25 protein-coding genes are annotated in these 25026 nt (G+C 56.1%); 11 read left to right on the forward strand and 14 right to left on the reverse strand.

From position 1 onward, the window contains the following. Position 1: 1 nt before the first annotated feature. The 6 genes from potG to AC007G_RS00755 form a co-directional block, all read right to left on the reverse strand. Positions 2-1135 carry a putrescine ABC transporter ATP-binding subunit PotG gene (potG, locus tag AC007G_RS00730; RefSeq protein ID WP_032688668.1) on the reverse strand — a complete coding sequence of 378 codons (1134 nt, stop codon included), beginning with the start codon at positions 1133-1135 and terminating at the stop codon, positions 2-4. 186 nt (positions 1136-1321) lie between these two features. Further along, on the reverse strand, positions 1322-2434 hold the full coding sequence (potF, locus tag AC007G_RS00735; protein WP_004859954.1) for a spermidine/putrescine ABC transporter substrate-binding protein PotF: 1113 nt from the start codon (positions 2432-2434) through the stop codon (positions 1322-1324). Between the two features lie 348 nt (positions 2435-2782). Then, positions 2783-3262: a type III secretion system chaperone family protein gene (locus AC007G_RS00740; RefSeq protein WP_004859952.1), complete on the reverse strand. Its 480-nt coding sequence runs from the start codon at positions 3260-3262 to the stop codon at positions 2783-2785. Between the two features lie 88 nt (positions 3263-3350). After that, entirely contained in the window at positions 3351-4253 is a 903-nt protein-coding gene (gene rimK, locus AC007G_RS00745) for a 30S ribosomal protein S6--L-glutamate ligase (RefSeq protein ID WP_004859950.1), read from the reverse strand. 113 nt (positions 4254-4366) lie between these two features. Continuing rightward, positions 4367-5089: an oxygen-insensitive NADPH nitroreductase gene (gene nfsA / locus AC007G_RS00750; RefSeq protein WP_046852864.1), complete on the reverse strand. Its 723-nt coding sequence runs from the start codon at positions 5087-5089 to the stop codon at positions 4367-4369. Then, complete coding sequence (locus AC007G_RS00755; protein WP_032688670.1) at positions 5073-5360, reverse strand: YbjC family protein; 288 nt, start codon at positions 5358-5360, stop codon at positions 5073-5075. Before AC007G_RS00755 ends, nfsA begins: the two co-directional genes overlap by 17 nt. 209 nt (positions 5361-5569) lie before the next feature. Between AC007G_RS00755 and AC007G_RS00760 the strand changes: the two genes are divergently transcribed. After that, positions 5570-5833: a GrxA family glutaredoxin gene (locus tag AC007G_RS00760; RefSeq protein ID WP_004859945.1), complete on the forward strand. Its 264-nt coding sequence runs from the start codon at positions 5570-5572 to the stop codon at positions 5831-5833. Positions 5834-5839: 6 nt separating this feature from the next. Here the strand turns inward: AC007G_RS00760 and AC007G_RS00765 are convergent, their stop codons facing one another. Beyond that, positions 5840-6223: an inner membrane protein YbjM gene (locus AC007G_RS00765; protein ID WP_032688671.1), complete on the reverse strand. Its 384-nt coding sequence runs from the start codon at positions 6221-6223 to the stop codon at positions 5840-5842. Positions 6224-6491: 268 nt separating this feature from the next. Between AC007G_RS00765 and AC007G_RS00770 the strand changes: the two genes are divergently transcribed. The 3 genes from AC007G_RS00770 (at position 6492) to AC007G_RS00780 (ending at position 10334) form a co-directional block, all read left to right on the forward strand. Beyond that, positions 6492-8177: an aspartate:alanine antiporter gene (locus AC007G_RS00770; RefSeq protein ID WP_004859941.1), complete on the forward strand. Its 1686-nt coding sequence runs from the start codon at positions 6492-6494 to the stop codon at positions 8175-8177. 461 nt (positions 8178-8638) lie between these two features. After that, positions 8639-9454, forward strand: a complete 816-nt coding sequence (locus AC007G_RS00775) for a DUF6216 family protein (RefSeq protein WP_223849365.1) — start codon at positions 8639-8641, stop codon at positions 9452-9454. 79 nt (positions 9455-9533) lie between these two features. Further along, positions 9534-10334 (forward strand): SDR family NAD(P)-dependent oxidoreductase, encoded by an 801-nt coding sequence (locus AC007G_RS00780; RefSeq protein ID WP_133959419.1) that lies wholly within the window; start codon positions 9534-9536, stop codon positions 10332-10334. A 43-nt stretch (positions 10335-10377) separates the two neighbouring features. Here AC007G_RS00780 and AC007G_RS00785 read toward each other — a convergent pair whose 3' ends face one another. Beyond that, the gene (locus tag AC007G_RS00785; protein WP_032697664.1) at positions 10378-10926 is read right to left on the reverse strand and encodes a TetR/AcrR family transcriptional regulator; all 549 of its coding nucleotides are present in this window, start codon (positions 10924-10926) and stop codon (positions 10378-10380) included. 158 nt (positions 10927-11084) lie between these two features. On the opposite strand from AC007G_RS00785, the gene AC007G_RS00790 reads away from it, so the two are divergent. Beyond that, entirely contained in the window at positions 11085-12287 is a 1203-nt protein-coding gene (locus AC007G_RS00790; protein ID WP_032688673.1) for an MFS transporter, read from the forward strand. Beyond that, positions 12287-13099, forward strand: coding sequence for a Cof-type HAD-IIB family hydrolase (locus AC007G_RS00795; RefSeq protein ID WP_032697665.1), 813 nt, complete (start codon positions 12287-12289; stop codon positions 13097-13099). The genes AC007G_RS00790 and AC007G_RS00795 overlap by 1 nt, the downstream gene beginning before the upstream one ends. A 47-nt stretch (positions 13100-13146) precedes the next feature. Here AC007G_RS00795 and AC007G_RS00800 read toward each other — a convergent pair whose 3' ends face one another. Continuing rightward, positions 13147-14385 carry an MFS transporter gene (locus tag AC007G_RS00800; RefSeq protein ID WP_032697667.1) on the reverse strand — a complete coding sequence of 413 codons (1239 nt, stop codon included), beginning with the start codon at positions 14383-14385 and terminating at the stop codon, positions 13147-13149. 325 nt (positions 14386-14710) lie between these two features. On the opposite strand from AC007G_RS00800, the gene ybjG reads away from it, so the two are divergent. Both ybjG and deoR read left to right on the forward strand, forming a co-directional pair. Next, the gene (gene ybjG, locus AC007G_RS00805; RefSeq protein WP_032688677.1) at positions 14711-15304 is read left to right on the forward strand and encodes an undecaprenyl-diphosphate phosphatase; all 594 of its coding nucleotides are present in this window, start codon (positions 14711-14713) and stop codon (positions 15302-15304) included. 70 nt (positions 15305-15374) lie between these two features. Beyond that, the gene (gene deoR, locus AC007G_RS00810; protein ID WP_032688678.1) at positions 15375-16133 is read left to right on the forward strand and encodes a DNA-binding transcriptional repressor DeoR; all 759 of its coding nucleotides are present in this window, start codon (positions 15375-15377) and stop codon (positions 16131-16133) included. 28 nt (positions 16134-16161) lie between these two features. Here the strand turns inward: deoR and dacC are convergent, their stop codons facing one another. Next, the gene (gene dacC, locus AC007G_RS00815) at positions 16162-17364 is read right to left on the reverse strand and encodes a serine-type D-Ala-D-Ala carboxypeptidase (protein ID WP_015584824.1); all 1203 of its coding nucleotides are present in this window, start codon (positions 17362-17364) and stop codon (positions 16162-16164) included. A gap of 256 nt (positions 17365-17620) precedes the next feature. Between dacC and AC007G_RS00820 the strand changes: the two genes are divergently transcribed. Beyond that, a complete protein-coding gene (locus AC007G_RS00820) occupies positions 17621-18247 on the forward strand; it encodes a glutathione S-transferase family protein (RefSeq protein WP_032697669.1) in 627 nt (208 codons plus the stop codon). A gap of 2 nt (positions 18248-18249) precedes the next feature. On the opposite strand, the gene AC007G_RS00825 is transcribed toward AC007G_RS00820, so the two are convergent. Then, the gene (locus tag AC007G_RS00825) at positions 18250-19338 is read right to left on the reverse strand and encodes a PQQ-dependent sugar dehydrogenase (RefSeq protein WP_260612537.1); all 1089 of its coding nucleotides are present in this window, start codon (positions 19336-19338) and stop codon (positions 18250-18252) included. A gap of 140 nt (positions 19339-19478) precedes the next feature. Next, complete coding sequence (bssR, locus tag AC007G_RS00830) at positions 19479-19862, reverse strand: biofilm formation regulator BssR (RefSeq protein ID WP_032688759.1); 384 nt, start codon at positions 19860-19862, stop codon at positions 19479-19481. Between the two features lie 399 nt (positions 19863-20261). Between bssR and AC007G_RS00835 the strand changes: the two genes are divergently transcribed. Beyond that, positions 20262-21500 (forward strand): oligosaccharide MFS transporter, encoded by a 1239-nt coding sequence (locus tag AC007G_RS00835; RefSeq protein ID WP_162180119.1) that lies wholly within the window; start codon positions 20262-20264, stop codon positions 21498-21500. Positions 21501-21628: 128 nt separating this feature from the next. Beyond that, a complete protein-coding gene (rimO, locus tag AC007G_RS00840; RefSeq protein WP_032688683.1) occupies positions 21629-22954 on the forward strand; it encodes a 30S ribosomal protein S12 methylthiotransferase RimO in 1326 nt (441 codons plus the stop codon). Between the two features lie 231 nt (positions 22955-23185). Here rimO and gsiD read toward each other — a convergent pair whose 3' ends face one another. Both gsiD and gsiC read right to left on the reverse strand, forming a co-directional pair. Then, complete coding sequence (gsiD, locus tag AC007G_RS00845; protein ID WP_032688684.1) at positions 23186-24097, reverse strand: glutathione ABC transporter permease GsiD; 912 nt, start codon at positions 24095-24097, stop codon at positions 23186-23188. Position 24098: 1 nt separating this feature from the next. Continuing rightward, positions 24099-25019 carry a glutathione ABC transporter permease GsiC gene (gene gsiC, locus AC007G_RS00850; protein WP_015584828.1) on the reverse strand — a complete coding sequence of 307 codons (921 nt, stop codon included), beginning with the start codon at positions 25017-25019 and terminating at the stop codon, positions 24099-24101. Positions 25020-25026 lie beyond the last annotated feature (7 nt).

A 25026-nucleotide genomic window follows, 5' to 3' on the forward strand; every position in this document is an offset into this window, starting at 1 on the left:
CTTACACCGTCAGAACAACGCAGCTGTCGGCATCCCAGCACAAACGCACTTCATCACCCCAGGTTGGCGTGCCCTTACGGTGGCGGTGTTCGTTCTGTAGCTGGGCGCTGATCATCTGCCCGCTTTGCAGCCGCACGTGGTAGATAGACAGGTCGCCGAGGTAGGCGATATAGATCACCTCTCCTACCGCAAAGTTGTAGCCATCCGCCGGCGGCTCATCGCAGAGCATAATTTTTTCCGGGCGCAGAGCGACCCACACCGGCACATTGTCAATGACGGAGGCATCAGGATCGACCTTCAGCGGATGCGTCAGCCCCGGTGAACTCAGCACCAGACCATCTTCCAGACGATCTTTTACTACCCCTTCAAACACGTTGACCGAGCCGATAAATTCCGCACTGTAGCGGGTTGTCGGATGCTCGTAGATCTCCTCCGGCTCGCCGATTTGCACGAACTTCCCGCGGTTCATAATGGCGATACGTCCCGCCATGGTCATCGCCTCTTCCTGATCGTGGGTCACCATGACGCAGGTCGCCCCCACGCGCTCGAGGATATCCACCACTTCCAGCTGCATACGATCGCGGAGCTTTTTATCCAGCGCGCCCATCGGCTCATCAAGCAGCAGCAGCTTTGGTCGTTTCGCCAGGCTACGGGCCAGCGCCACGCGCTGCCGCTGACCGCCGGAAAGCTGATGCGGTTTGCGTTTAGCGAACTCCTGCATATGCACCAGCGCCAGCATCTCCTGCACCCGGCTGGCGATTTCGGCTTTCGGCAGCTTGTCCTGCTTCAGACCAAAGGCAATGTTCTGCTCCACCGTCATATGGGGGAACAGGGCGTAGGACTGAAACATCATATTGATCGGCCGCTGGTAGGGCGGCACGCGCGACAGGTCAACGCCATCGAGCATAATTTGCCCGGCCGTCGGCTCCTCAAAGCCGGCCAGCATACGCAGCAGCGTCGATTTTCCACAGCCGGATGCGCCCAGCAGGGCGAAGATTTCACCTTTATAAATCGTGAGGTTGACGTCATCGACGGCGTGCTGCCCGTCGAAAGACTTCGTCAGATTACGGATTTCCAGCAGCGGGGTCAGCGCTTTGGGGGTTTTCGCTTGTGGGCGGGGAATTGCGTCGTTCACTCAGGTGCTCTCCGGCAAAAAACTACCACCGTATGGCCCGGTTGCCATACATTGAACTTTACAGTGCAGGTGCACCATCCTGGTGCATGTATTCGCTGCACTTTAATCCGTTTGTTGCCCGACCACGCGGAGAAACCACCCGGCCGGGTCAGACCTTTCAGGCCCGGTGAACCGGGCCATCAGGTTTTATTTCCCGCTTTTGACTTTCGTCCACGCCCGCGTACGTACGCGGTCGATTTTCGGATCCTGCACCTTCAGGGTGAACAGTTTGGCGAACACATCGGCCGGCGGGTAGATAGCCGGGTTATTACGGATGGTTTCGCTCACCAGCGGCGTAGAGGCTTTGTTGCCGTTAGCGTAGTACACCTGATCGCTGATTTTGGCGATCACTTCCGGGCGCATCAGATAGTTAAGGAACTGATAAGCCTCATCTTTGTTTTTCGCATCCGCCGGCATCGCGAAGACATCAAAGAACGCCAGCGCCCCCTCTTTGGGAATGAAGTAGGAGACGTTTACGCCGTTCTTCGCTTCTTTTGCCCGGTTCGCCGCCTGCCAGACATCGCCAGCCCAGCCGATGGCGACGCAGATATCGCCGTTAGCAAGATCGTTAATATATTGCGAGGAGTGGAAGTAGCGGATATTCGGCCGCAGTTTCAGCAGCAGGTCGGTCGCCGGACCGGTATAATCATCGGCTTTTGTACTGTTCGGATCTTTGCCCAGATAGTTCAGGACGGTGGCAAAAATCTCTTCCGGCGCATCAAGGAAGGAGACGCCGCAGCTTTTCAGTTTTTCAAGGTTCTCCGGCTTAAGCACCAGATCCCAGCTATTCAGCGGCGCATCTTTACCGAGCACGGCTTTCACTTTATCGACGTTATAGCCAATGCCGGTGGTCGCCCACAGGTACGGCATCGCGTACTTGTTATCCGGGTCGTGTTTGGCGACCAGCTTGAGGACTTCCGGGTCAAGATTCTTCCAGTTTGGCAGCTTGCTTTTGTCCAGAGGCTGGAAGACGCCTGCCGCCAGCTGACGTTCGAGGAAGCTGGCGGACGGGACCACCAGGTCAAAGCCGGTGCTGCCCGCCATTAATTTGCCTTCCAGTACTTCGTTGGAGTCAAAAACGTCGTACACCACTTTAATACCGGTCTCTTTTTCAAAATTTGCCACCGTATCCGGCGCAATATAATCAGACCAGTTATAAACATGCAGGGTTTTTTGTTCAGCGGCGAGTGAACCGGCAGAGACGGCCATCAACGCACCCGTAACCAGACCTGTTAACCATTTTTTACCAAAGGCGGTCATATCTCTTTTTCCTTCTCAATGCCCGTTAACAAGCGGGCTTAATATACGCACTTGTCTGCATGCAATAATCATGCATATTTTCTCATTGCCTAAGAAAAGGAGAGAGGACCTCTCCCGGAATGGTTGCCCGCAACTGGAAGCATCGTCAGAATAACTGTAGCCAGAATAAGAGGCTATAGCCCAGGTAAAATAACGCCTTTTATCAATTTTTTATGCAATAACGGTCTACGTGATAAGCCAAAAGCGGCTGAATGGCGGTGAAAAATTCTTGAAGGAAAGGTTAAATGCAGAATAAAAGCACGTAATACGCAGCCGCTATGGCAGTGGCTGCGCTATTCATCGGCAGGTTTAGTGAAGAAAATGGTGCTGAATATCTTCAGCGACGTACTCTTCTTCTTCGGCTTTATAGAGCACCTGGTTGGCTGCAGCTTCGAGGATAACCATAGAAATCTGCTCTTCGCTCTGGCGGAAGAACCAGCCAAACTGTTCGACGGTAATGCCGACGCCGACGGAAAGCGCCTGACACACCACCAGTTTGGGCAGATTGTCATCCTGAATATCGAGGAAGGCTTTGACGGTCAACGAACTGGCGTTAATTGCCGAAAGATCCGCGGAAAGTCCGAGCAGCGCCGAAGGCTTCACTTCAGCCAGGGCGGAAAAGAGCACGACGTTATCCACCAGATCGAGCTTCGCATCAAAAATGCCGTCGAAATTCTGCATATGCGGCAGATGCAAGGCCTGGCAGGAATCACACTCAAAGAAGTTGATACCTAACTCATCGAGCCAGTGACGTAGCGTATCCAGACCCGGAACGACCAGTGAATCCATATGACCTGTGACCTCTTACTATAGAAAAACGACGCCATAGCTTACGCAAAAAACGCCGCGCATACCATGAAAGTGTCGCCCGCGCCGGTTATCCGCCCATTTTCAGACAAAATTCTGGCGTGGCCTGACGCTCAATCCAGGCGATCATGCGCCCGGCAATATCAATTCCGGTGGTCGTTTCAATGCCTTCCAGACCCGGAGAGGCGTTCACCTCCATGACCAGCGGCCCACGGGTCGCGCGAAGGATATCCACCCCGGCGACATCCAGCCCCAGGGTTTGCGCCGCCCTGATGGCCATCTCACGTTCCTGATCGCTGATCGTGGCCACCGTCGCCACACCGCCGCGGTGCAGGTTAGAGCGGAAATCGCCCTCTTTCGCCCGCCGCTCGATCGCCGCCACCACTTCATTACCCACGACCAGGCAGCGTACATCCCGCCCTTTCGCCTCGGCGATATACTCCTGAACCAGAATATGCGCGTTCAGGCCGCGGAAAGCGTCGATCACGCTCTCTGCCGCCTGGCGGGTCTCCGCCAGCACCACGCCGATGCCCTGCGTCCCTTCCACCAGTTTGACCACCAGCGGCGCGCCGCCGACCATGGCAATCAGGTCGCTGGTATCGTCCGGAGAGTGCGCAATACCGGTCAGCGGCAGATCGATCCCCTGCCGCGCCAGCAGCTGCAACGAGCGCAGCTTGTCACGGGCGCGGGTTATCGCCACCGATTCATTGAGCGGATAGCTGCCGAGCAGTTCAAACTGACGAAGGGCGGCGGTCCCGTAATAGGTAATTGCGGAACCAATACGCGGGATCACGGCATCGAAATGCGGGAGCTGGCGTCCCTTATAGTGAATCGATGAGGCCACCGGACTCACGTTCATATAGCAGGAAAGCGGATCGAGAATTTCCACCTGGTGGCCGCGTTTTTGCGCGGCTTCGCGCAGGCGACGACATGAATAAAGCGTTCCATCCCGGGATAATATAGCAATTTTCACCCTGCACCTCTGCAACAAGGCCCGCTCCGGCGGGCCTGCAATATGTTAATTGCGCCACGACCGCCCGGTGCACCAAATGGCGGGGCGGAAAGCAGGCAGCAGTGTACACGCAATCAGCGCGTTGCCCACCCCTGCTTATGCAGATAGTCGAGAATAAACGGGCGACTTTCTTTAATGATAGTGCGCCGAATATGGTCGCTCCAGGTATCACGGCGGGTGTTGCTGCCGCGCGACAGGTAGTACTGCGCCATCTGCTCATCATATTGTGCCAGCACCGCCTCATCCACCGGCTGGTACGCATTTTCATGCACCAGCAGCGCCGCAGGCATGCGCGGCTTCACCCCCGGGTTATCGGCGGGCCATCCCAGGCACAAGCCAAACAGCGGCAGGACGTGCTGCGGCAGCTTCAGCAGTTCGGTCACCCCTTCAATACTATTGCGGATCCCGCCGATATAGACGCCGCCGAGGCCCAGGGATTCGGCGGCAACCAGCGCATTTTGCGCCATCATTGCGGTATCCACCGCCCCCAGCAGCAGCTGTTCGGCCAGCCCCAGCCGGGCGTCCGGACAGATTTGCAGGAGGCGGTTAAAGTCGGCGCAAAATACCCAGAACTCCGCCGCGCGCGCAACGTGCTGCTGGCCGCCGCTCATCGTGACCAGCTGCTCACGAAGCTGAGGATCGGTGACGCGAATAATGGAGCTGCATTGTAAAAAGCTCGAGCTTGAGGCCCCCTGCGCACTGGCGATGATAGCTTCGCGCTGTTCGTCGCCGATCGGCGCATCGGTAAAGTGGCGGATGGAACGGTGGCTACGCAGCAGATCAATGGTCGGCGTCATCTTGTTTTTCTCTGTCTGGTGAAGAAGTTGGTTTTGGAGTGTGAGTCAGCTGTGGCGCGACGATCCTGGCCATTCGCCACATTAATGCTATCGCTGCCGGGAGCATCAGCAGGATCCCGGAAAAAATCATCAGCATCGCCGCCGTCGGGCTGGAAAACGGCGCCGGCAGCTGCAGGTACTGATTGAGCGAGAGCCAGGCGAGGGTCAACAGCACAATCCCGATGATCTCTACCAGCAGAACGCTTTTTGGCAAAACGGCAGGCGATCGCATAGCTCTGCTCTCCTCCAGTCAATATTATTCGCGCGCTCCGCAGGCTAATCGCGCGCGACCGACACAGTATAATGATTTAACCACGAAGACATTTATCAAACATAGCCTTAAACCATCGAAGAAAAAGGCAGAACCTTCTTTTCCTCGCCGGCATAACGCGTCATCATAGCTGCCATTCGCCATCCGGCTGAGATTTAAGGAGAGAAAGTATGTTTACCGTTATTTTTGGTCGCCCTGGTTGCCCGTATTGTGTTCGCGCTAAAGAACTGGCAGAGAAACTGACCAATGAACGCGATGACTTCAACTACCGCTACGTTGATATTCACGCCGAAGGCATCAGCAAGAGCGACCTGGAAAAGACCGTAGGCAAACCGGTTGAGACCGTTCCGCAGATTTTTGTCGATCAAAAACATATCGGCGGCTGCACCGATTTTGAAGCCTGGGCGAAAGAGAATCTCGGTCTGTTTGCCTGAGCCGACTCATTCCTCTGACGAATGATTGCGTCTGGTATCCAGCCAGGCGCAGATAAACAGAAAGCACAGCGCACCCAGCGCACACCAGAATACCGCGCTAAACAGCCACGCCAGCTGTTGCCAGAAGGTACGCTGAGCCGCAAAAAAAATCCGCATGATCAGCAGACAGACGGGAGTCGCCAGAATCGCCCCCACCAGCGGCTGGATGACGCGTCGCCCCGGAGAGAGGCAGCTGGCGGCCGCACCGGGCAGCAAAAAGTAGAGCAGTCCAACCTCAGGATTACCGGTAGCCCGAAAGACGCCTTTCATATGCAGTAACAACAATAAACACACTACGATAAACAGAAAGAACCCACAGGTAATACCCACCCAGGCACGCTCAGATTTCACAATATCCTCCTGATTCTGCTTCTAACCCACTTCACTTCGTCCAGTCAGATAAAGCATTCCGGCAATCCATGCCAATTTAGCTCCCCATCGGCGTAAAAACGATTGTGACTAGCCGCAGCATCCAGGAAGGATTAAACTACCGGCTCTGTTTTTACTGGTTATAACGGGATGCCAGAACAGGGTTCGGGACAACGCGAACACTGGACCAACCTTAGACCAAATAACCATTTCCTTCAACAACTTACTAGTAAATGAGAAGTTGGCTTTCGTGAATATAAACGTCGCAGATTTGTTAAACGGGAATTACATCCTGTTATTATTCGTTGTACTTGCCCTGGGGCTTTGTCTCGGGAAACTTCGTCTCGGGTCAGTACAACTTGGTAATTCTATTGGCGTTTTAGTGGTTTCATTATTATTAGGTCAGCAGCATTTCAGTATTAACACTGATGCGCTAAATCTGGGCTTTATGCTGTTTATTTTTTGCGTTGGCGTGGAAGCGGGTCCCAACTTTTTTTCTATTTTTTTCCGCGACGGAAAAAACTATCTGATGCTCGCCCTGGTGATGGTCGGCAGCGCGATGTTGCTGGCGATGGGACTGGGAAAACTGTTCGGCTGGGACATCGGTCTGACCGCCGGGATGCTCGCAGGTGCGATGACATCAACGCCGGTGCTGGTCGGTGCGGGGGATACGCTACGGCACTTTGGCCTGCCCAGCGATCGGCTGGCGCTCTCCCTCGACCACCTGAGTCTGGGCTACGCCCTGACCTATCTGATTGGTCTCGTCAGTCTGATCGTCGGCGCGCGCTATATGCCGAAGCTGCAGCATCAGGATCTGCAAACCAGCGCCCAGCAGATTGCGCGTGAACGCGGGCTCGATACCGACTCCAAACGTAAAGTCTACCTGCCGGTGATCCGGGCCTATCGCGTCGGCCCGGAGCTGGTCGCCTGGGCTGACGGTAAAAATCTGCGCGAGCTGGGGATTTACCGGCAAACCGGCTGCTACATTGAGCGTATTCGCCGTAACGGTATTCTGGCGAACCCGGATGGCGATGCCGTCCTGCAGATGGGCGATGATATCGCGCTGGTGGGTTACCCGGACGCCCATGCCCGCCTTGATCCCAGCTTCCGTAACGGCAAAGAGGTCTTCGACCGCGATCTGCTGGATATGCGCATCGTCACCGAAGAGATCGTGGTGAAAAACCACAACGCCGTAGGCCGCCGTCTGGCGCAGCTGAAGCTGACCGATCACGGCTGCTTCTTAAACCGCGTCATCCGCAGCCAGATTGAAATGCCGATCGACGATAACGTGGTGCTCAACAAAGGCGACGTGTTACAGGTCAGCGGCGATGCGCGACGCGTCAAAACCGTTGCCGACCGCATCGGCTTTATCTCCATTCACAGCCAGGTGACCGACCTGCTTGCCTTCTGCGCCTTCTTTATCGTCGGGCTGATGATCGGCATGATCACCTTCCAGTTCAGCTCTTTCAGCTTTGGCATCGGTAACGCGGCGGGGCTGCTGTTTGCCGGGATTATGCTCGGTTTCCTGCGCGCCAACCACCCGACCTTCGGCTATATTCCGCAGGGCGCGCTGAATATGGTGAAAGAGTTCGGCCTGATGGTCTTTATGGCCGGGGTCGGTCTGAGCGCCGGCGCCGGGATTGGTCACGGCCTGGGCGCCATCGGCGGCCAGATGCTGGCGGCGGGTCTTATCGTCAGCCTGGTGCCGGTGGTAATTTGCTTCTTGTTTGGCGCCTATGTACTGCGTATGAACCGCGCGATGTTGTTTGGCGCCATGATGGGGGCGCGCACCTGCGCTCCGGCGATGGAAATTATCAGCGACACCGCGCGCAGCAACATTCCGGCGCTGGGCTACGCGGGCACCTATGCGATTGCCAATGTGCTGCTGACCCTGGCGGGGACGCTGATTGTCATCATCTGGCCAGGGCTACAGTAAATATTTAAGAAAAAAATGGATAGAGGCAGAACTTTTCTCTTGGGCATCAGTCATAAGTAGTGCCACTGCTTTTCTTTGATGTCCCCATTTTGTGGAGCCCATCAACCCCGCCATTTTGGTTCAAGGTTGATGGGTTTTTTGTTGCCTGAATTTTATCATCTTTAAAATTATTCAGTGACAACCGCCGGGTGCTGCCATTGGCGATAGCACGGCGACCACCGCCACATCATCCGGGCATCCTCCCGGGACCGTGCTCCTCACCCCACCATTTCTGCTGTGCCAGGCCTCACGAATGCGTTGCCCTCCCCTTAACCGCCAGGTGATGTACACTGGTACGCCGGGTGAAGCGCCAGAGTTGCACGCGTCATCAGCCAGGAACAGGGCGATCCGTTCGCGACTCCTCCCGCTTGCCCCACAGGTCAAATCATACCAATAGGGAATGTTTACCACAGGAGATGTTGATGCCCGCTTTCCCCTCTGACTTTACGATGTTTGTTTCTGAGTTCTCCGGCGCACCGCTGAGCACGACTGTCGCTGCCCTGACCGTTCTCGCCTTTCTGTTCCAGCCATTGCGAAAAGCAGTCAATGGGATTTTCAAATATAAAAAAGGCCACAGCATCGTGTTAAAGAATGCAGGGGTGCCCCCCTTCATTTTGAACTTCTTTGCCATCTCCATCCCATTGAAAAAACTGCCCTCGACAGGCAGGCCCGAGAAATTAATCACCCTCTTGTTCTCAGCTATTTTTGGATGGTCTTTGTGGTATTTTGTCCCACCGCTTATACAAACGATTACCGCCCCGCCAGACACGGCACTGTTGATTTGGAAAAAGTCAGGCGATCGCTTTTATGTTTCTAAAACAACCGCAACGGAGGCCACGGTGCTGGCGGCACCTCGATGGACCATCTCAGCAAACGACTGTCAAGCCAATACAGCCCCGCCGAAAAATACCGCCAGCGTCCTGGACCGCGAATACCGTCATGATCTTTGCCGCTTGCTGACAACAGCCGAAGGCAAGGAGTATTTAGAAGAATCAATAAAAAACTTCAATAAAGAAATAATGATCACTTACTCATTCATTTTTATTATTGAATTTATGCTGCTATGGCTGATGTCGGGATTCTGGTTAATGATTCACTACACCAATAAAGTCAGGCGCTTTATTTTGCTTGAACAACAAAAAGCGATTCATTGCGTCCAGGGCAACTTCGCACCGACAGGTATTTACGCCATCTATCAGGAGCTGGCGGAGAGGGACGCTCGCAGGCCCCGGCGGTAACGGCATTCTCCGTCGCATTGGCATCCTCCCGGTTATTGCGCATACTTTGACGAGTTCAGTCCGGTGAGAGGGAAAGGCGATGCTGGTAAAAGATAAAGTTGCCGCCATCTTCGGCGGCAGCGGTGCGATAGGCTCCGCCGTGGCGCATGCTATGGCGCGCGAGGGGGCGCGAGTCTACCTCGGCGCGCGTGATCGGCAGAAGCTGGATCGGGTGGCAGGTGAAATTCGGGCGGCGGGCGGCAGGGCCGAGACCTTTATCGTTGATCTCCTCGACGAACGATCGACCGCCGAGCGGATAGCGCAGCTGACGCAGCAGAGCGGCGGGCTCGACATCGTCGTCAATGCCACCGGCTTCGTCCATAATCAGGGCAAGGAAATCACGACGCTATCCCTCGCCGAGTTTATGCAGGGCATCACCCCGTTCCTGGCGGCCCAGTTCAACCTGGCGAAAGCCGTTACCCCCTATATGGGCGGCGCTCGCCCGGGCGTCATTATCACCGTCGTAGCTCCGGCGGCAACAATGGCCATTCCGGGCCACCTGGGCCATATCGTCGGCTGTGCGGGTAGCGAAGCTTTTATCAAAGCGCTCGCCAGCGAACTGGGGCCGAAGAACATCCGCGTCCTCGGCGTACGCTCGCACGCCATTACCGGCGCGGTGGAGGCCGGCTCTTACACTGCGGAAGTCTTTGCTGCAAAAGCGCAGGCGATGGGATTAACGGTCGAACAGTGGGTTGGCGGCGCAGCACACAGCACTATGCTCAAACGCTTGCCGACGCTGACGCAGGTGGCCGATGTCATCACCTTTCTGGCATCCGATCGTGCCGACGCCATGACGGCAACGGTGGTTAATATGACGGCCGGCGCCACGACCGGCGGATAATCCTCGGGCAGGGCAATATCTCTGCGCGCAGCGCTTTAGCGGGCTACTCCCCCTCTCCGGCCAGGCGTCCGACCATCAGGCGGATAGCCTGCTTTGAGAGCGGCGCGCTATCGGTGACAAAATGCAGGGTCATTCCCTCGATAAACGCATCCAGCCCGCGAGCCGTAGCCGGCTCAAACCACTGCTCCAGCGTTTGCTGACTGCGCCGCATCCAGTGCTGCATCACCGCCTTCAGCGCCGGCTGGCTGCTGCAAAACGCATACAGCTGATACATCAACTCCATATTTCGCGCGGTCGTCACCTGGGCGCTGAAGATCAGCTCGGCAATCGCATCGCAGGCCTCTTCACGGCTGCTGACCGAGGTAAAAAACTGCTGGTACTGTACGGACATATCGCGGGTAAAAATGCGAAACGCCTCTTCTATCAACGCTTCAATACCGCTGAAATAGTAGGTCAGCGAGCCTAGCGGAACCTCCGCGCAGCTGGCAATTTTACGATGGGTGACCGCGTGAATCCCGTGGGTGGCAATGGTATCCAGCGTGGCCTGTAAAATGCGCTCCCGGCGCTGCGGATCGTTCGGTCGACGGGCCATATCTTTCCTCTTAGTCGCTGTCATGCGCATGCTATCGGCAGCATTGTCGCGCTCCCAGGCGCCCGGTTCTTGTCCGAATACGCATTCTGAAGAATATGTACAAATGTACACAGTCTTGCTACTGTTGTCTCCATCTTCTCATTCACAGGCGTTTACGGATGACAGCGCAAACCTCCCGCCGGGCCTTACAGCTCCGACTCTGGGCCCTCTTCATGTTCTTCTTTATCCCTGGATTGCTGATGGCCTCATGGGCTACCCGTACTCCGGCGATCCGTGACCTGCTGACGCTGTCAACGGCGGAAATGGGCATCGTTTTATTTGGCCTGTCGATTGGTTCGATGAGCGGGATTCTCTGCTCGGCGTGGCTGGTCAAACGGTTTGGCACCCGCAAGGTGATTCGCACCACCATGTCGTGCGCCGTGGTCGGCATGATAGTGCTCAGCGTGGCGCTGTGGCTCACCTCGGCGGTCCTGTTTGCCATCGGGCTGGCCATTTTCGGCGCCAGCTTCGGTTCGGCGGAGGTGGCTATTAACGTCGAAGGCGCCGCCGTCGAGCGCGAAATGAATAAAACCGTCCTGCCGATGATGCATGGATTTTACAGCTTCGGTACGCTGTTCGGCGCCGGCGTGGGGATGGCGGTGACCGGTTTTGGTCTGCCCGCCGCACCGCATATTCTGCTGGCTGCGCTGGTGGCGATTGCCCCGATTGCCATTGCGATTCGCGCCATCCCGGACGGGACCGGAAAAAATGCGGCAGAAAGCGCGCATCATGAAGAAAAAGGTCTGCCGGTATGGCGTGATGTTCAGCTGTTGCTGATTGGCGTCGTGGTGCTGGCGATGGCCTTTGCTGAAGGGTCTGCCAACGACTGGCTGCCGCTGCTGATGGTGGACGGTCACGGCTTCAGCCCCACCTCTGGCTCCTTGATTTACGCCGGCTTCACCCTCGGGATGACAATCGGTCGCTTTACCGGCGGCTGGTTTATCGATCGCTACAGCCGGGTCACGGTAGTACGCGCCAGCGCCCTTATGGGCGCGCTGGGCATCGGCCTGATCATCTTCGTCGACAACCCGTGGGTGGCCGGCGTCTCGGTACTGCTGTGGGGCCTTGGCGCCTCGCTCGGTTTCCCGCTGACCATTTCCGCCGCCAGCGACACCGGCCCCGATGCGCCGAAGCGCGTCAGCGTGGTGGCGATAACCGGCTATCTTGCCTTCCTGGTCGGGCCGCCGCTGCTGGGCTTCCTTGGCGAACACTTCGGCCTGCGCAGCGCCATGATGGTGGTGCTGGGTCTGGTCATGGTAGCGGCGTTGGTCGCCAGAGCGGTGGCAAAACCACACAATGAACCTGTCATGGAGAACAGTTAATGAGCATCAAACTGATTGCGGTAGACATGGATGGCACCTTTTTAAGCGATGCCAAAACCTACAATCGACCGCGTTTCCTGAACCAGTATCAGCGTATGCGCGAACAGAATATTCGCTTTGTCGTCGCCAGCGGCAACCAGTATTACCAGCTGATTTCATTTTTCCCGGACATCGCCCACGAGATAGCCTTTGTTGCTGAAAACGGCGGCTGGGTGGTCAGCGCTGGCGATGACGTTTTTAACTGTCAGTTGCCAAAAGATCATTTCCACACCGTCATCGACTATCTGCAGACGCTGTCCGATATTGAAATTATCGCCTGCGGTAAACGCAGCGCGTATACCCTGAATGGCTATAACGATGAGTTAAAGACGGTCGCCGCGAAATATTACCATCGCCTGCAGTTGGTGGATGACTTCAACCATATCGATGACGTGATCCTGAAATTCGGCCTCAACGTGCCTGACCAGCTGATTCCACAAATCCAGCCGCAGCTACACGCGGCGTTGGGCGATATGGTGACCGCCGTGGCAACCGGCTACGGCAGCATCGATCTGATTATTCCCGGCGTGCACAAAGCCAACGGTCTGCGTATTTTGCAACAGCGCTGGGGCATTGATAATCATGAAGTCGTCGCTTTTGGCGACAGCGGAAACGATATTGAAATGCTGCAACATGCCGGATTTGGCTTTGCGATGGCCAACGCGGCAGCACCGGTGAAAGCCGTCGCCGGCTTCGATGCGCCGCACAACAATGAAGAAGGTGTGCTGCACATCATCGACAAAGTGCTGAATCGCGAAGCGCCGTTCGCCTGATCGTTGTCCGGGTGCGGCAGCCGTGCCCCACCCGGAACGCTTCGCCGCTAAGCCTGCGGGTCGTTGGAATTGCCGACGCTCTTGTCTTTGAGGAAATAGACAATCATCGCCAGCCACATCACGCCGCTGAGCAAGTTAAACAGGCTGAATACCCCGCTACCGCCCAGCTCATAGGCATGCTTACTGACCTCTATGCCGACGGTAAATATCAGCATCTGCAGCATCCCCATCGCGGCCGAAACCGTGCCTTTACTCATGTCACTGGCAAACAGCGTCAGGCGGACTAACCCGGCGTTCGCCAGACCAATCCCGAAGGCGTAGACGCTCAGCCCGGCGGTCATCCACAAATAAGCATGGGTCGATACCACCGTCGCCACCGCAGAGAGCAGCAGCCCGAACATAATCGGCCAGCCGCCGAGAATAATCAGCGAGCGCACCGTCCGTCGCGAGGTCAGTCGCGCCAGCACCAGGTTACCGGCAATCAGCGCGCCGAAAATCGGCACCTGCAGCAGGCCATACTCATAGCTGGTGGCCTTTTCGCCACTGATGATAATCACCGGTGACTGGGCAATCCACGCCAGCAGCGGCAGGCTGACAAAACCGGTCGCCAGCGCGCCGGCGACAAAGCGCAGATTCTTCAGCACCAGGCCATAATCGCGGCCCAGCTCTTTCATCGACAGCTTCTCGCCCATCCGCGTCGCGGTTTCCGGCATCGCGCGCTGCAGGCCCACAAAGGCAATAGCGGCCAGCACGGCAAACAGCACGAACATCATTTCCCACGGCAGGATGTGGACCCAGGCCGCCCCCACCAGCGGCCCCAGCAGCGGAGCAATCAGCGCAACGTTCGCCATCAGGGCGGTGATTTTGATGCACATCGCCTCCTCAAACGACTCCTGAATGGCGGCATATCCCACCGCGCCGATAAAGCACAGACTAATCCCCTGCAAAAAGCGCAGCAGCGTGAACTGCTCAATCGTCTGCGCCAGCAGCGTGGCCAGACAGGTGACGATAAACCACACCACCCCGGTGAGCATCACCGGTCGACGGCCGATACGATCCGACAGCGGCCCCAGCAGCCACTGCAAAAACATACCGCCGGCGAGATAGGCGGTCATCGAGGTCGGTACCCATTCATTACCGACCTGAAACTCTTCCACCACCGAGAGCATTCCCGGCTGGATCATGTCGTTGCCGATATAAGTGGAGAATTCGTATAACACCAGGCAGAGCGGGAAAAGAAGCGCCTGCCGTCCGAGGCGTTTGCCTGAAAGCGAATAGTTCTGCATGCAATCTCTTAGTTAAACAAAAATCGCGCAAAGTTTAATGAAAGTCTTGCGGAGGAGATAGTGAATTGTGAGTGACAATTAAAAATAGCGCAATCCGCCCTCAGCCGGCGGATATCGCCGCCATTTTAATTAAATCTGTCTATATTTCGTTTATATTTCAATTAGGTTACAGGCGATATACTCATCCTCTGCGGCATATTCACCACCACATGCCGCGCTACGGCTTCTTAACAAGCTGATAATTAAGACAATACTGCTTTACCTTATCGCCACCGTTTTTTAAGGTGGGCGGCTGATTGCTATCGGATACCAAGAGCCTGAATCTATGCTGGAAAATATCAACGACGCGCTGTTTGCCTTCATCAACGCCACCCCCGCCTCGCCCTCATGGGTCATCGCACTGGCGACATTCATTGCCAAAGACGTGATTCTGATTGTGCCTCTGCTGGCCGCGGCGCTGTGGCTCTGGGGACCAAACCAGCGGCAGCTGGTGTTTAAAGTACTCCTGGCGCTGGCGATTAGCCTGAGTCTGTCATGGATTTTTGGCCTGCTCTTCCCCCATGAGCGGCCGTTTGCCGCAGGCATCGGCTATCAGTTCCTGCATCACGCGCCGAATAACTCCTTCCCCAGCAATCACGGCACCATCAGCTTTACCTTTGCGCTGGCTTTCTTGTTCTGGCATCGCCTGTGGTCCGGGATCGCGCTGCTGGCAACTGCCGTGGCGATCGCCTGGTCCCGGGTCTATCTTGGCGTTCACTGGCCGCTGGATATGCTGGGCGGCCTGCTTACCGGGATGTGCGGCTGCCTGGCCGCCGGATTACTGTGGCAGGCCGGCGGTCAACCGCTGTATCGATACCTGCAGCAGCTGTATCGGGTTTGCTTTTCCCTGCCGATTCGCAAAGGCTGGGTGCGTGACTAACCCTCTTCCGGCAGGTAAAATTGCCCACTGACGCCCTGCCAATGCAGGGCGATTTCAGCGTAGAGGGAATATGGAAACACGTCGTGATGAACGTATCAGCCAGCTCATTCAGGCGCTCAAGCGCAGCGATAAGCTTCATTTAAAAGAGGCCGCCGCGCTCCTTGGCGTATCAGAAATGACCATTCGTCGCGACCTGAACGGCCATAATGGCCCGGTGGTGTTGTTAGGCGGCTATATCGTTCTCGAACCGCGCAGCGCAACCCATTACCTGCTCAGCGACCAGAAAACCCGTCTGGTGGATGAAAAACGCCGTGCCGCTCGTCACGCTGCCGCGCTGCTTGAAGCCCATCAGATGGCTTTTTTCGACTGTGGGACAACCACGCCCTGGATCATTGACGCGATCGATAACGCCCTGCCCTTTACCGGCGTCTGCTATTCGCTGAACACCTTTCTGGCGCTGCAGGAAAAACCCCAGTGTCGGGCCATTCTCTGCGGCGGCGAGTTCCATGCCAGCAATGCCATTTTTAAACCGCTCAGTCTGCAGGATACGCTCAGCCATCTGTGCCCGGACATCGCCTTTTATTCAGCGGCCGGCATCGACTGTGCGCAGGGCGCCACCTGCTATAACCTCGAGGAGCTGCCGGTTAAACACTGGGCGATGAGCAGCGCGCGCTATCACGTGCTGGTTGTCGATCACAGTAAATTTGGCAAAGTCAGACCGGCGCGGATGGGCGATTTATCGCGTTTTGATGTGATTGCCAGCGATGTCTGTCCGGATGAGGATCTGCTTGCGCTGGCGAAAGAAAAGCAGATTTCACTGCTCTACTGACCGCGCCCCGCAGGGCGCGGCCTGTCGGTTACGAGAACCAGCTACCGAACCAGCCGTGCAGTTTCATCAGCACGAAGTCCATCATCCGGCTAAAGAAACCGCCTTCATTGACCGCTTCCATGACGATAAGCGGGCGCTGCTCGATGGTTTTATCATTGAGCTTAAAGTCGATGGTGCCGACCACCTGTCCTTTGCTAAGCGGCGCGGTCAGCTGCGTATCCGTCAGGGTATAGCTGGCTTTCAGGTTTTTCAGCTGCCCGCGCGGCAGGGTAATCGAACCGGCTTCGCCGGCCCCGAGTTTGGCTTCGTTGCTGTCGCCAAACCAGACGCGCTGGGTGATAAAGGTGGCATCCGGCTTAATCGGCGTCACGGTCTCATAGAAACGGAAGCCCCAGGTCAGCAGCTTTTCGGATTCATTAAAACGAATACGGTCGGTCTTGGTACCGAGCACCACGGCAATCAGACGCATGTCTCCCTGGGTAGCCGAGGAGACCAGGTTGTAGCCAGCGCCGGCGGTGGTCCCTGTTTTGACGCCATCCGCGTTCAGGTTTGAGCTCCACAGCAGGCGGTTACGGTTCGGCTGACGAATCTTATTGAAGGTGAACTCTTTCTCTTTATGAATGGCGTACTCTTCAGGGACGTCATGAATCATCGCTTTGGTCAGCAGCGCCATGTCACGCGCGGTACTAAACTGGCCTGGCGCATCCAGGCCGTGCACGGTCATAAAGGTGGTATTGGTCAGCCCCATTTTTTGCGCATAGCCGTTCATCAGGCTCACGAATGCATCCTGGCTCCCCGCCACGTAGTCGGCGATCGCGATACTGGCATCGTTGCCGGACTGGATAATCACGCCTTTATTCAGGTCTTCGACCGAAACCTGCATCCCCGGTTTAAGGAACATCACCGATGACCCGCGCAGCGCCGGGTTACCGGTAGCCCAGGCATCGCGACCGACGGTGACCATATCGGTGGACTTAATCTTGCCCGCCTTCAGCGCCTGCCCGACGACATAGCTGGTCATGATCTTGGTCAGACTTGCCGGGTCGAGTTTTTCATCGGCATTGCCCTCGCTCAGCACTTTACCGCTGGCGTAATCCATCAGGATCCAGGCTCGGGCATCGATCGATGGGGCATCGGGGAGTTGTTCCGCAGCCTGCACCGCAGGTGCCACAAGAACGAGAAGAGCGCAGCCTGCCACGAGGCCGCGAAGGGAAAAAGCGTCATGCGTCATAAGAGCCACCCAAGTATCCTTTCCAAACAAAATATGCCGCAGCACTCTATCGGCGCAACAGCAGCCGGTGAGTAAAGCGTACAAATGACCTTAAAGAAACAGCGAGTTGGTAAAGTTTTTAAAGTTTACGCAATAACCTCGCCCCCTGCTGAAAACAGAGCAATTTTTTTGATCATGATTGCCTAAATATTATCTTTATTCCAACATGATTGCTCACCATGCTGCAACGGCGGCTCAATAACAGGCAGGAACCAATATGATTACGCTATGGGGCAGAAATAACTCGACGAATGTGAAGAAAGTACGCTGGGTGCTGGCGGAGCTGGGTCTTCCCTATCAGCATATTATGGCAGGGCTGGAGTTTGGCTTAAATCATGACCCGGAGTATCTGGCGATGAACCCGAATGGTCTGGTGCCGCTGTTGAAAGATGATGCCAGTGATCTCGTCCTTTGGGAATCGAATGCCATTATTCGCTATCTGGCCGCCGAGTATGGCCAGGATCGTTTATGGGTCACTTCGCCGCGCAAGCGCGCGCAGAGCGATAAATGGATGGACTGGGCAAACGGTTCGCTGTCTCCCGCCCACCGTCCGGTATTAATGGGGCTGGTCAGAACGCCGGCGGATAAGCGTGACCCGGCGTCCATCGCCGCCGGTATTGCCGCCTGTGAAGCGCTTTTGGCGATTCTTGATGATGAGCTGGCAACCTCTCCCTGGCTATCCGGAGAGGCCTTTGGCCTTGGCGACATCGCCGTAGCACCGTTCGTTTATAACCTGATGACGATTGTTGACAACTGGCAGCCGCGCCCGCACCTGCAGCGTTGGTACCAGCAGCTTAACCAACGCCAGGCGTGGCGCGATGTGGTGATGATTCCGGTCACCTGATGCTAGTCGGCCGGACTGACCTTCAGCAGTTCGCCGTTGGACTCGTCGGTTAACACATACAGATAGCCGTCGGGTCCGACGCGCACATCGCGGATCCGCTTGCCGCGATCGCCCAGAATACGCGCCTCTTCGCTCACTTTATCGCCATCCACCTTCAGAACAATCAGCGACTGGTCCTTCAGCGCCCCGATAAACAGCTTGTGCTGCCACTGCGGGAAGGTCGACGCTGCGTAGAAAGCCATCCCGCTTACCGCCGGAGACCGCTTCCAGACGAAAAGCGGCGCTTCAGTTCCGGCGACCGCCGTGCCCTGCGCTTCGGGAATCGCCAGACCGCTGTAGTTGACGCCGTGCGTCGCCAGCGGCCAGCCGTAGTTCTTGCCCTTCTGCGGAATATTGATCTCGTCGCCGCCGCGCGGCCCGTGTTCGTTGAGCCACAGCGTATCGGTCCACGGATTCATCGCCATTCCCTGCGGATTGCGGATGCCATAAGACCAGATCTCCGGCCTCGCCCCCGCGCGATGAACAAAAGGATTATCGGCAGGCACTTTGCCGTCCTGGGTCAGACGCACCACTTTTCCCTGCAGTTTATCCAGATCCTGCGCCGTGGGACGTTGGTTATTTTCGCCCAGGCCGATGAATAAATATCCTTTGCCATCAAAAACCAGGCGCCCGCCGAAATGGTTGCCGGTGGAGAGCTTCGGCTGTTGGCGGAAGACTACCTGAAAATGTTCCAGCTGCTGAAGGTTGTCGCTCAGGCGGCCATAACCTACGGCGGTACCGGCTTTGCCGTCATCGCCGACTTCAGCAAAACTCAGCCAGACCCGGCGGGAGTGGGCGAAATCCGGCGCCAGCGCCACGTCAAGCAATCCTCCCTGGCCGCTGGCCCAGACCGGCGGGACGCCGGTTATCGCGGCCGAAAGACCTTCCCCCTGCCGCCAGCGCTTCAGTTCGCCCGAACGCAGGGTAATCAGGATTCCCTGGTCATCGGGCAGAAAGGCCAGCGCCCACGGATGGGCAAGCTGATTTTGTAATACCTCAACGCGCACCTTCCCGGCGAGGGTCACGGCGGGAAACAGCAGGGTGGCGAGCATCAGCGAAATGGCAACCTGGCGCATAGCATTCTCCTTTCATCGGCAATAGTTTCGGCAATGCGCTAAGGGTAGCCAGCGGGGAACATCAGGAGGGGATTTTTACATAACATTAAGCAGGGGGAGCTCGCCTCCCCCTGAATTCAGACGTGGGTCACTGACGCCTGTTTATTCAGTTTATGAATATTCATCGTCAGCTCTGCCAGACAGCGTTCTAGCGTCTCTACGTTAACCGCAATATACGACGGGCAATCATGATGCCCGCTCATCAGGCAAACCGCCGCAGACGCGATGGCTCCACCTGCAAGACGGAGAGCGTCCTTTTCTTCCGGTGCAAGAACGTGCTGCAACTGCAGCCCGTACTCACGCATTTCACCACACAGTTCGAACAAGTTATCACGCAGATGCTCATTTTCGCTGACTGACATATAGCCTTTCGCTTTGCGTAACTGCAAATAAGCGTCAAGATCAATATTGGCATTAATCAGCTTATTCAGAAGGTTACGATACAGTCTGTCAACGCTCATCATGGTTCCTCCTCTGTCATCCATTACCATTATTAGAATATGGTTATTTTTCGTACAAAAGGATGCGCGAGGTCAATAATTTCTGGTTAATTAACATCATTTACAATGTTACATTTATGTTCAAACTCGCGACCGCCCCTCTCTTTCATGCCCATGAACAAAACCAAAGAAAATGTTATACGCTCTCACAAAATAATCCGTCAACATGAACGTGTGAATGTCGATAAATAACTCTTTTTTGCCGCTAAGATCACAAATAACCATCATTTCAATTGATCAAAATTTCCAGCGGGTGTCATATCAGCGACATTAATGTAATACGTATAACATTTAATAAAAACACAATCTGCGGCCATTGCCCGCAGCACTAACTCCGATCCGCCTGAAGGAACTGAAATGATTACGCCCGGCAAAAGAAACTACATATTGTTGAGTCTTTTCGATTTCCTCTATCTATTCGCCTGGTCATCCACCATGGCGTTCTTTGTCATCTGGACGACTCAGCATCTCGGCATCAGCGCCACCAAAACCGGTCTGCTGTACTCCGTCAACGCCTTCATTGCGCTGTTGATGCAGCCCTTTTTTGGCTTCATTGCCGATAAATTTGGTCTGAAAAAACGGCTTATCTGGATCCTGCTGGCCATGCTGCTGCCGGTCGGTCCGTTCTTTATTTATCTCTATGCCCCGCTGCTGGTCCACAGCTTCTGGCTGGGGGCCTTGTTGGGCGGTATCTACCTGGGGATGATTTTTAACTCCGGCTGCGGAGTGATCGATTCGTATATCGACAAAATTTCGCGTCGCTATCACTTTGAGTATGGTCGGGTGCGGATGTGGGGCTCGTTAGGTTGGGCCGCCGCCGCGTGGATTGTGGGAAAATACATCGACAGCAACCCCAATCTTGCCTTCTGGCTGGCCAGTATTGCCATTGTGATTGCCGCCTTCTGCTTCATGCTGACTAAAATTGAACTCACCGAAGCCGAGATGGAAAAAACCAGCGCGCTGAAGGTTTCCCATGCGCTGGAGCTGGCAAAAAACGGGCAGTTCTGGATGCTGCTGATCTTTACCTTATTCGTTACGCAGATTTATGACACCTACGATCAGCAGTTTGCGCAGTACTTCTCATTGCAGTTCCCTACTCCGGAAGAAGGCAACCGCTGGTACGGAATTCTGGCCTCCATCCAGGTCTGCGGTGAAACGCTCTTTCTGTGCCTGATGCCGTGGTTTGTTAACCGTACCGGGGCCAAGTGGGCGCTGATTATTGCCGGATTGATTATGTCGGTACGCATCGTGGGTTCCGCCATCCCGCTTGGTCCGGTGTGGATTGGCGCGGTGAAAATGATGCACGCGCTGGAAAAACCACTCATCCTGGTTTCAGTATTTAAATTCATCGCCGCCAACTTCGACCATAAGTTGTCATCAACGGTCTATTTGCTGGTGCTGTTTGTAGCCTCCATCGCCACTGCGATTTACTCGCCGCTGGCCGGCTACCTGTATGACACCATCGGTTTCGCGCATACTTATTATATTCTCGGCGGCATCGCCGGACTCTTCACCCTGATATCGATTTTCACCCTCCGCGATAAGCGAGAACCCACCGCCCCTGGCGCGGCACCGGCAGGAGGCGTCGCGCAGCCATAACGAACCAGCCGCCCGGGAGGATCTCCCGGGCTTTTTCATCATCTGTCACACCGTGGCTATACTCTTTTTCATAAAGATCTGTAAAATTCCTGCCCTGACCATTCCAATAATCGAACACTTTTTAAACTATGAGCAATGTAACGCATCAGCCGAAGATCGGCTTTGTCTCTCTGGGCTGCCCGAAAAACCTCGTGGACTCAGAACGCATCCTGACCGAACTGCGTACCGAAGGTTATGACGTGGTCCCCACCTACGACAATGCCGATATGGTTATCGTCAACACCTGCGGCTTTATCGACAGCGCCGTTCAGGAGTCTCTGGAAGCCATTGGCGAAGCGTTAAAAGAAAATGGCAAAGTAATTGTGACCGGCTGCCTGGGCGCGAAAGAAGACCAGATTCGCGAAGTGCATCCGAAAGTACTGGAGATAACCGGGCCGCACAGCTATGAACAGGTTCTGCAACATGTCCACCACTATACGCCGAAGCCTAAACACAACCCGTTCCTGAGCCTGGTGCCGGAACAGGGCGTGAAGCTCACGCCGCGTCATTACGCCTACCTGAAAATTTCCGAAGGCTGTAACCATCGCTGCACCTTCTGCATTATCCCGTCGATGCGTGGCGATCTCGTCAGCCGTCCAATTGGTGAAGTGCTGTCCGAGGCCAAACGTCTGGCCGATGCCGGCGTCAAAGAGCTGCTGGTCATCTCTCAGGATACCTCCGCCTACGGTGTCGATGTGAAGCACCGTACCGGCTTCCACGACGGCGCGCCGGTTAAAACCAGCATGGTCAGCCTGTGCGAAGAGCTGGCTAAACTAGGTATCTGGGTCCGTCTGCACTACGTCTACCCGTACCCGCACGTCGATGACGTCATTCCACTGATGGCGGAAGGTAAAATTCTGCCGTATCTGGATATCCCGCTGCAGCATGCCAGCCCGCGCATTCTGAAACTGATGAAACGCCCGGGTTCTGCCGACCGTCAGCTGGCGCGCATTAAGCAGTGGCGTGAAATCTGCCCTGACCTGACCCTGCGTTCGACCTTCATCGTTGGCTTCCCGGGCGAAACGGAAGAAGATTTCCAGATGCTGCTCGACTTCCTGAAAGAGGCTCGCCTTGACCGCGTTGGCTGCTTTAAGTACAGCCCGGTCGAAGGGGCGACCGCTAACGAGCTGGCGGATCAGGTGCCTGAAGAGGTGAAAGAAGAGCGCTGGAACCGCTTTATGCAGCTGCAGCAGCAGATCTCCGCCGAACGCCTGCAGGAGAAGGTCGGCCGCGAGATCACGGTGCTGATCGATGAAGTGGACGAAGAAGGCGCCATTGGCCGCAGTATGGCCGATGCTCCGGAAATCGACGGTGCGGTCTACCTGAATGGCGAAACGAAGGTCAAACCTGGCGACGTAGTCCGTGTGAAAGTCGAACACGCCGACGAATACGACCTGTGGGGCAGCCGGGTTTAATTCCACCCTCTGATCGTATCCCGGATGGCGGCGCTAACGCGCCTTAATCCGGGCGACAAAACCGCACTAATCCGTAGCCCCGGTAAGCGACAGCGCTACCGGGAGAATAAGCCGCAGAGGATTAACGTGCGGAGCGGGTTCCCGGATGTGGTGCTAACGCACCAGCCCGGGCGACAAAACCGCACTAATCCGTAGCCCCGGTAAGCGACAGCGCCACCGGGGAATAGCACGTTATCCCTTTAGCTTCGGATCCAGCGCATCACGCAGACCGTCTCCCAACAGGTTAAACGCCAGCACCGTCAGGAAAATCGCAATCGCCGGGAACAGCGCCACGTGCGGCGCCATCACCATATCCGCCCGCGCTTCATTGAGCATTGCTCCCCATTCCGGAGTCGGCGGCTGCGCCCCGAGCCCCAGGAAAGAGAGACTGGCGGCGGAGATAATCGACACCCCGATACGCATGGTGAAATAGACCACGATCGACGATACCGTACCGGGCAAAATATGACTGAACAGGATCGTCATATCGCTGGCGCCGATGCTGCGCGCCGATTCAATAAAGGTCTGCTGCTTGAGTACCAGAGTGTTACCGCGCACCAGGCGGGCAAACGCCGGGATCGAAAAGATCGCCACCGCAATGATCACATTCGACATGCCGCTGCCCATCACCGCCACCACGGCAATCGCCAGCAGGATCCCCGGGAAGGCGAACAGCACATCGCAGATGCGCATAATGATGCGATCCCACCAGCCTTCATAATACCCGGCCAGCAGACCGAGCACGGTACCGATCGCCGCGCCGATCAGCACCGCCAGCACGCCGGCGGCCAGCGAAATCTGCGCTCCCACCAACACCCGGCTAAAAATATCGCGCCCGAGCGAATCCACCCCGAACCAGTGCATCATCGACGGGCCGTCGTTGAGCCGGTCATAATCAAAATAGTTTTCCGCATCGAACGGCGCTATCCACGGTGCCGCGAGAGCAACTGCAATCAGCAGCAGGACAAATACACCGGCGCCCATCGCCACCGGCTGACGACGAAATCGCCGCCAGAACTCACGCCACGGCGTGCGTATTTGTCCGGGCTTAACTCCCGGCATGGCGTTAATAACCGCCTCTCTTCTCCAGTTGAGCAATCGCACCTTACTTGTACCTGATAGCCGGGTTAATGGCGGCGTACAGAACATCCACCACTAAATTGATAAGAATAAATTCCAGCGAAAAGAGGAGGACTTCCGCCTGAATAACCGGATAGTCGCGCATCTCCACCGAATCCACCAGCAGCCGTCCAAGACCTGGCCAGTTAAAGACCTTCTCGACCACGATCGACCCACCGAGCAAAAAACCGAACTGCAGTCCCATCATGGTCACCACCGGGATCATGGCGTTGCGCAGACCGTGTTTCAGCACCACCCGGGTCTCACTGACCCCTTTGGCGCGCGCCGTGCGCATATAATCTTCGTGCAGAACATCAACAAATGAGGCGCGGGTAAAACGAGCCATCACCGCGGCAACGGCGGCCCCCAGCGTCAGGGAGGGCAAAATATAGTGCCGCCAGCTGTCGGCACCCACCGTCGGCAGCCAGCCCAGTTCCACCGAGAAGACCTGCATCAGCAGCATACCGAGCGCGAAAGCCGGAAACGAAATACCGGTCACCGCCAGCGCCATCCCCAGGCGGTCAGGCCAGCGATTGCGCCACACGGCCGCCACAATGCCCGCCGCCATGCCGAAGATCACCGCCCAGCTCATGCTGGCGAGGGTCAGCCACAACGTCGGCATAAAGCGGCTGGCTATTTCGCTGCTGACCGGACGGCGCGACGCCATCGAGGTGCCGAAATCGCCCTGCAATACGCTGGTGATATAGTGCCAGAACTGCACATGCAGCGGCTGGTCGAGCCCCAGCTGCTGGCGTACCATCGCCACCACCTGCGCATCGGCCTCTGGCCCGGCAATCAGCCGCGCCGGATCGCCAGGCAACATATGCACGAACAGGAACACCAGCACGGCCACAATCAGCAGCGTGGGAATCAGCCCCAGCAGACGCTTAATCACATAATTGAGCATCGTCCCC

This window comes from Klebsiella sp. CSG-1 (assembly GCF_056521145.1).

Bases quoted from the DNA above. Each gene is read 5' to 3' on its own strand.
- potF (WP_004859954.1), bottom strand. From the start codon at position 2,434: ATGACCGCCTTTGGTAAAAAATGGTTAACAGGTCTGGTTACGGGTGCG.
- AC007G_RS00740 (WP_004859952.1), bottom strand. From the start codon at position 3,262: ATGGATTCACTGGTCGTTCCGGGTCTGGATACGCTACGTCACTGGCTC.
- nfsA (WP_046852864.1), bottom strand. From the start codon at position 5,089: ATGACGCCGACCATTGATCTGCTGCGTAGCCACCGTTCCATCCGCCAC.
- AC007G_RS00755 (WP_032688670.1), bottom strand. From the start codon at position 5,360: ATGCGATCGCCTGCCGTTTTGCCAAAAAGCGTTCTGCTGGTAGAGATC.
- AC007G_RS00760 (WP_004859945.1), top strand. From the start codon at position 5,570: ATGTTTACCGTTATTTTTGGTCGCCCTGGTTGCCCGTATTGTGTTCGC.
- AC007G_RS00775 (WP_223849365.1), top strand. From the start codon at position 8,639: ATGCCCGCTTTCCCCTCTGACTTTACGATGTTTGTTTCTGAGTTCTCC.
- AC007G_RS00780 (WP_133959419.1), top strand. From the start codon at position 9,534: ATGCTGGTAAAAGATAAAGTTGCCGCCATCTTCGGCGGCAGCGGTGCG.
- AC007G_RS00785 (WP_032697664.1), bottom strand. From the start codon at position 10,926: ATGGCCCGTCGACCGAACGATCCGCAGCGCCGGGAGCGCATTTTACAG.
- AC007G_RS00790 (WP_032688673.1), top strand. From the start codon at position 11,085: ATGACAGCGCAAACCTCCCGCCGGGCCTTACAGCTCCGACTCTGGGCC.
- AC007G_RS00795 (WP_032697665.1), top strand. From the start codon at position 12,287: ATGAGCATCAAACTGATTGCGGTAGACATGGATGGCACCTTTTTAAGC.
- AC007G_RS00800 (WP_032697667.1), bottom strand. From the start codon at position 14,385: ATGCAGAACTATTCGCTTTCAGGCAAACGCCTCGGACGGCAGGCGCTT.
- ybjG (WP_032688677.1), top strand. From the start codon at position 14,711: ATGCTGGAAAATATCAACGACGCGCTGTTTGCCTTCATCAACGCCACC.
- deoR (WP_032688678.1), top strand. From the start codon at position 15,375: ATGGAAACACGTCGTGATGAACGTATCAGCCAGCTCATTCAGGCGCTC.
- dacC (WP_015584824.1), bottom strand. From the start codon at position 17,364: ATGACGCATGACGCTTTTTCCCTTCGCGGCCTCGTGGCAGGCTGCGCT.
- AC007G_RS00820 (WP_032697669.1), top strand. From the start codon at position 17,621: ATGATTACGCTATGGGGCAGAAATAACTCGACGAATGTGAAGAAAGTA.
- AC007G_RS00825 (WP_260612537.1), bottom strand. From the start codon at position 19,338: ATGCTCGCCACCCTGCTGTTTCCCGCCGTGACCCTCGCCGGGAAGGTG.
- bssR (WP_032688759.1), bottom strand. From the start codon at position 19,862: ATGAGCGTTGACAGACTGTATCGTAACCTTCTGAATAAGCTGATTAAT.
- rimO (WP_032688683.1), top strand. From the start codon at position 21,629: ATGAGCAATGTAACGCATCAGCCGAAGATCGGCTTTGTCTCTCTGGGC.
- gsiC (WP_015584828.1), bottom strand. From the start codon at position 25,019: ATGCTCAATTATGTGATTAAGCGTCTGCTGGGGCTGATTCCCACGCTG.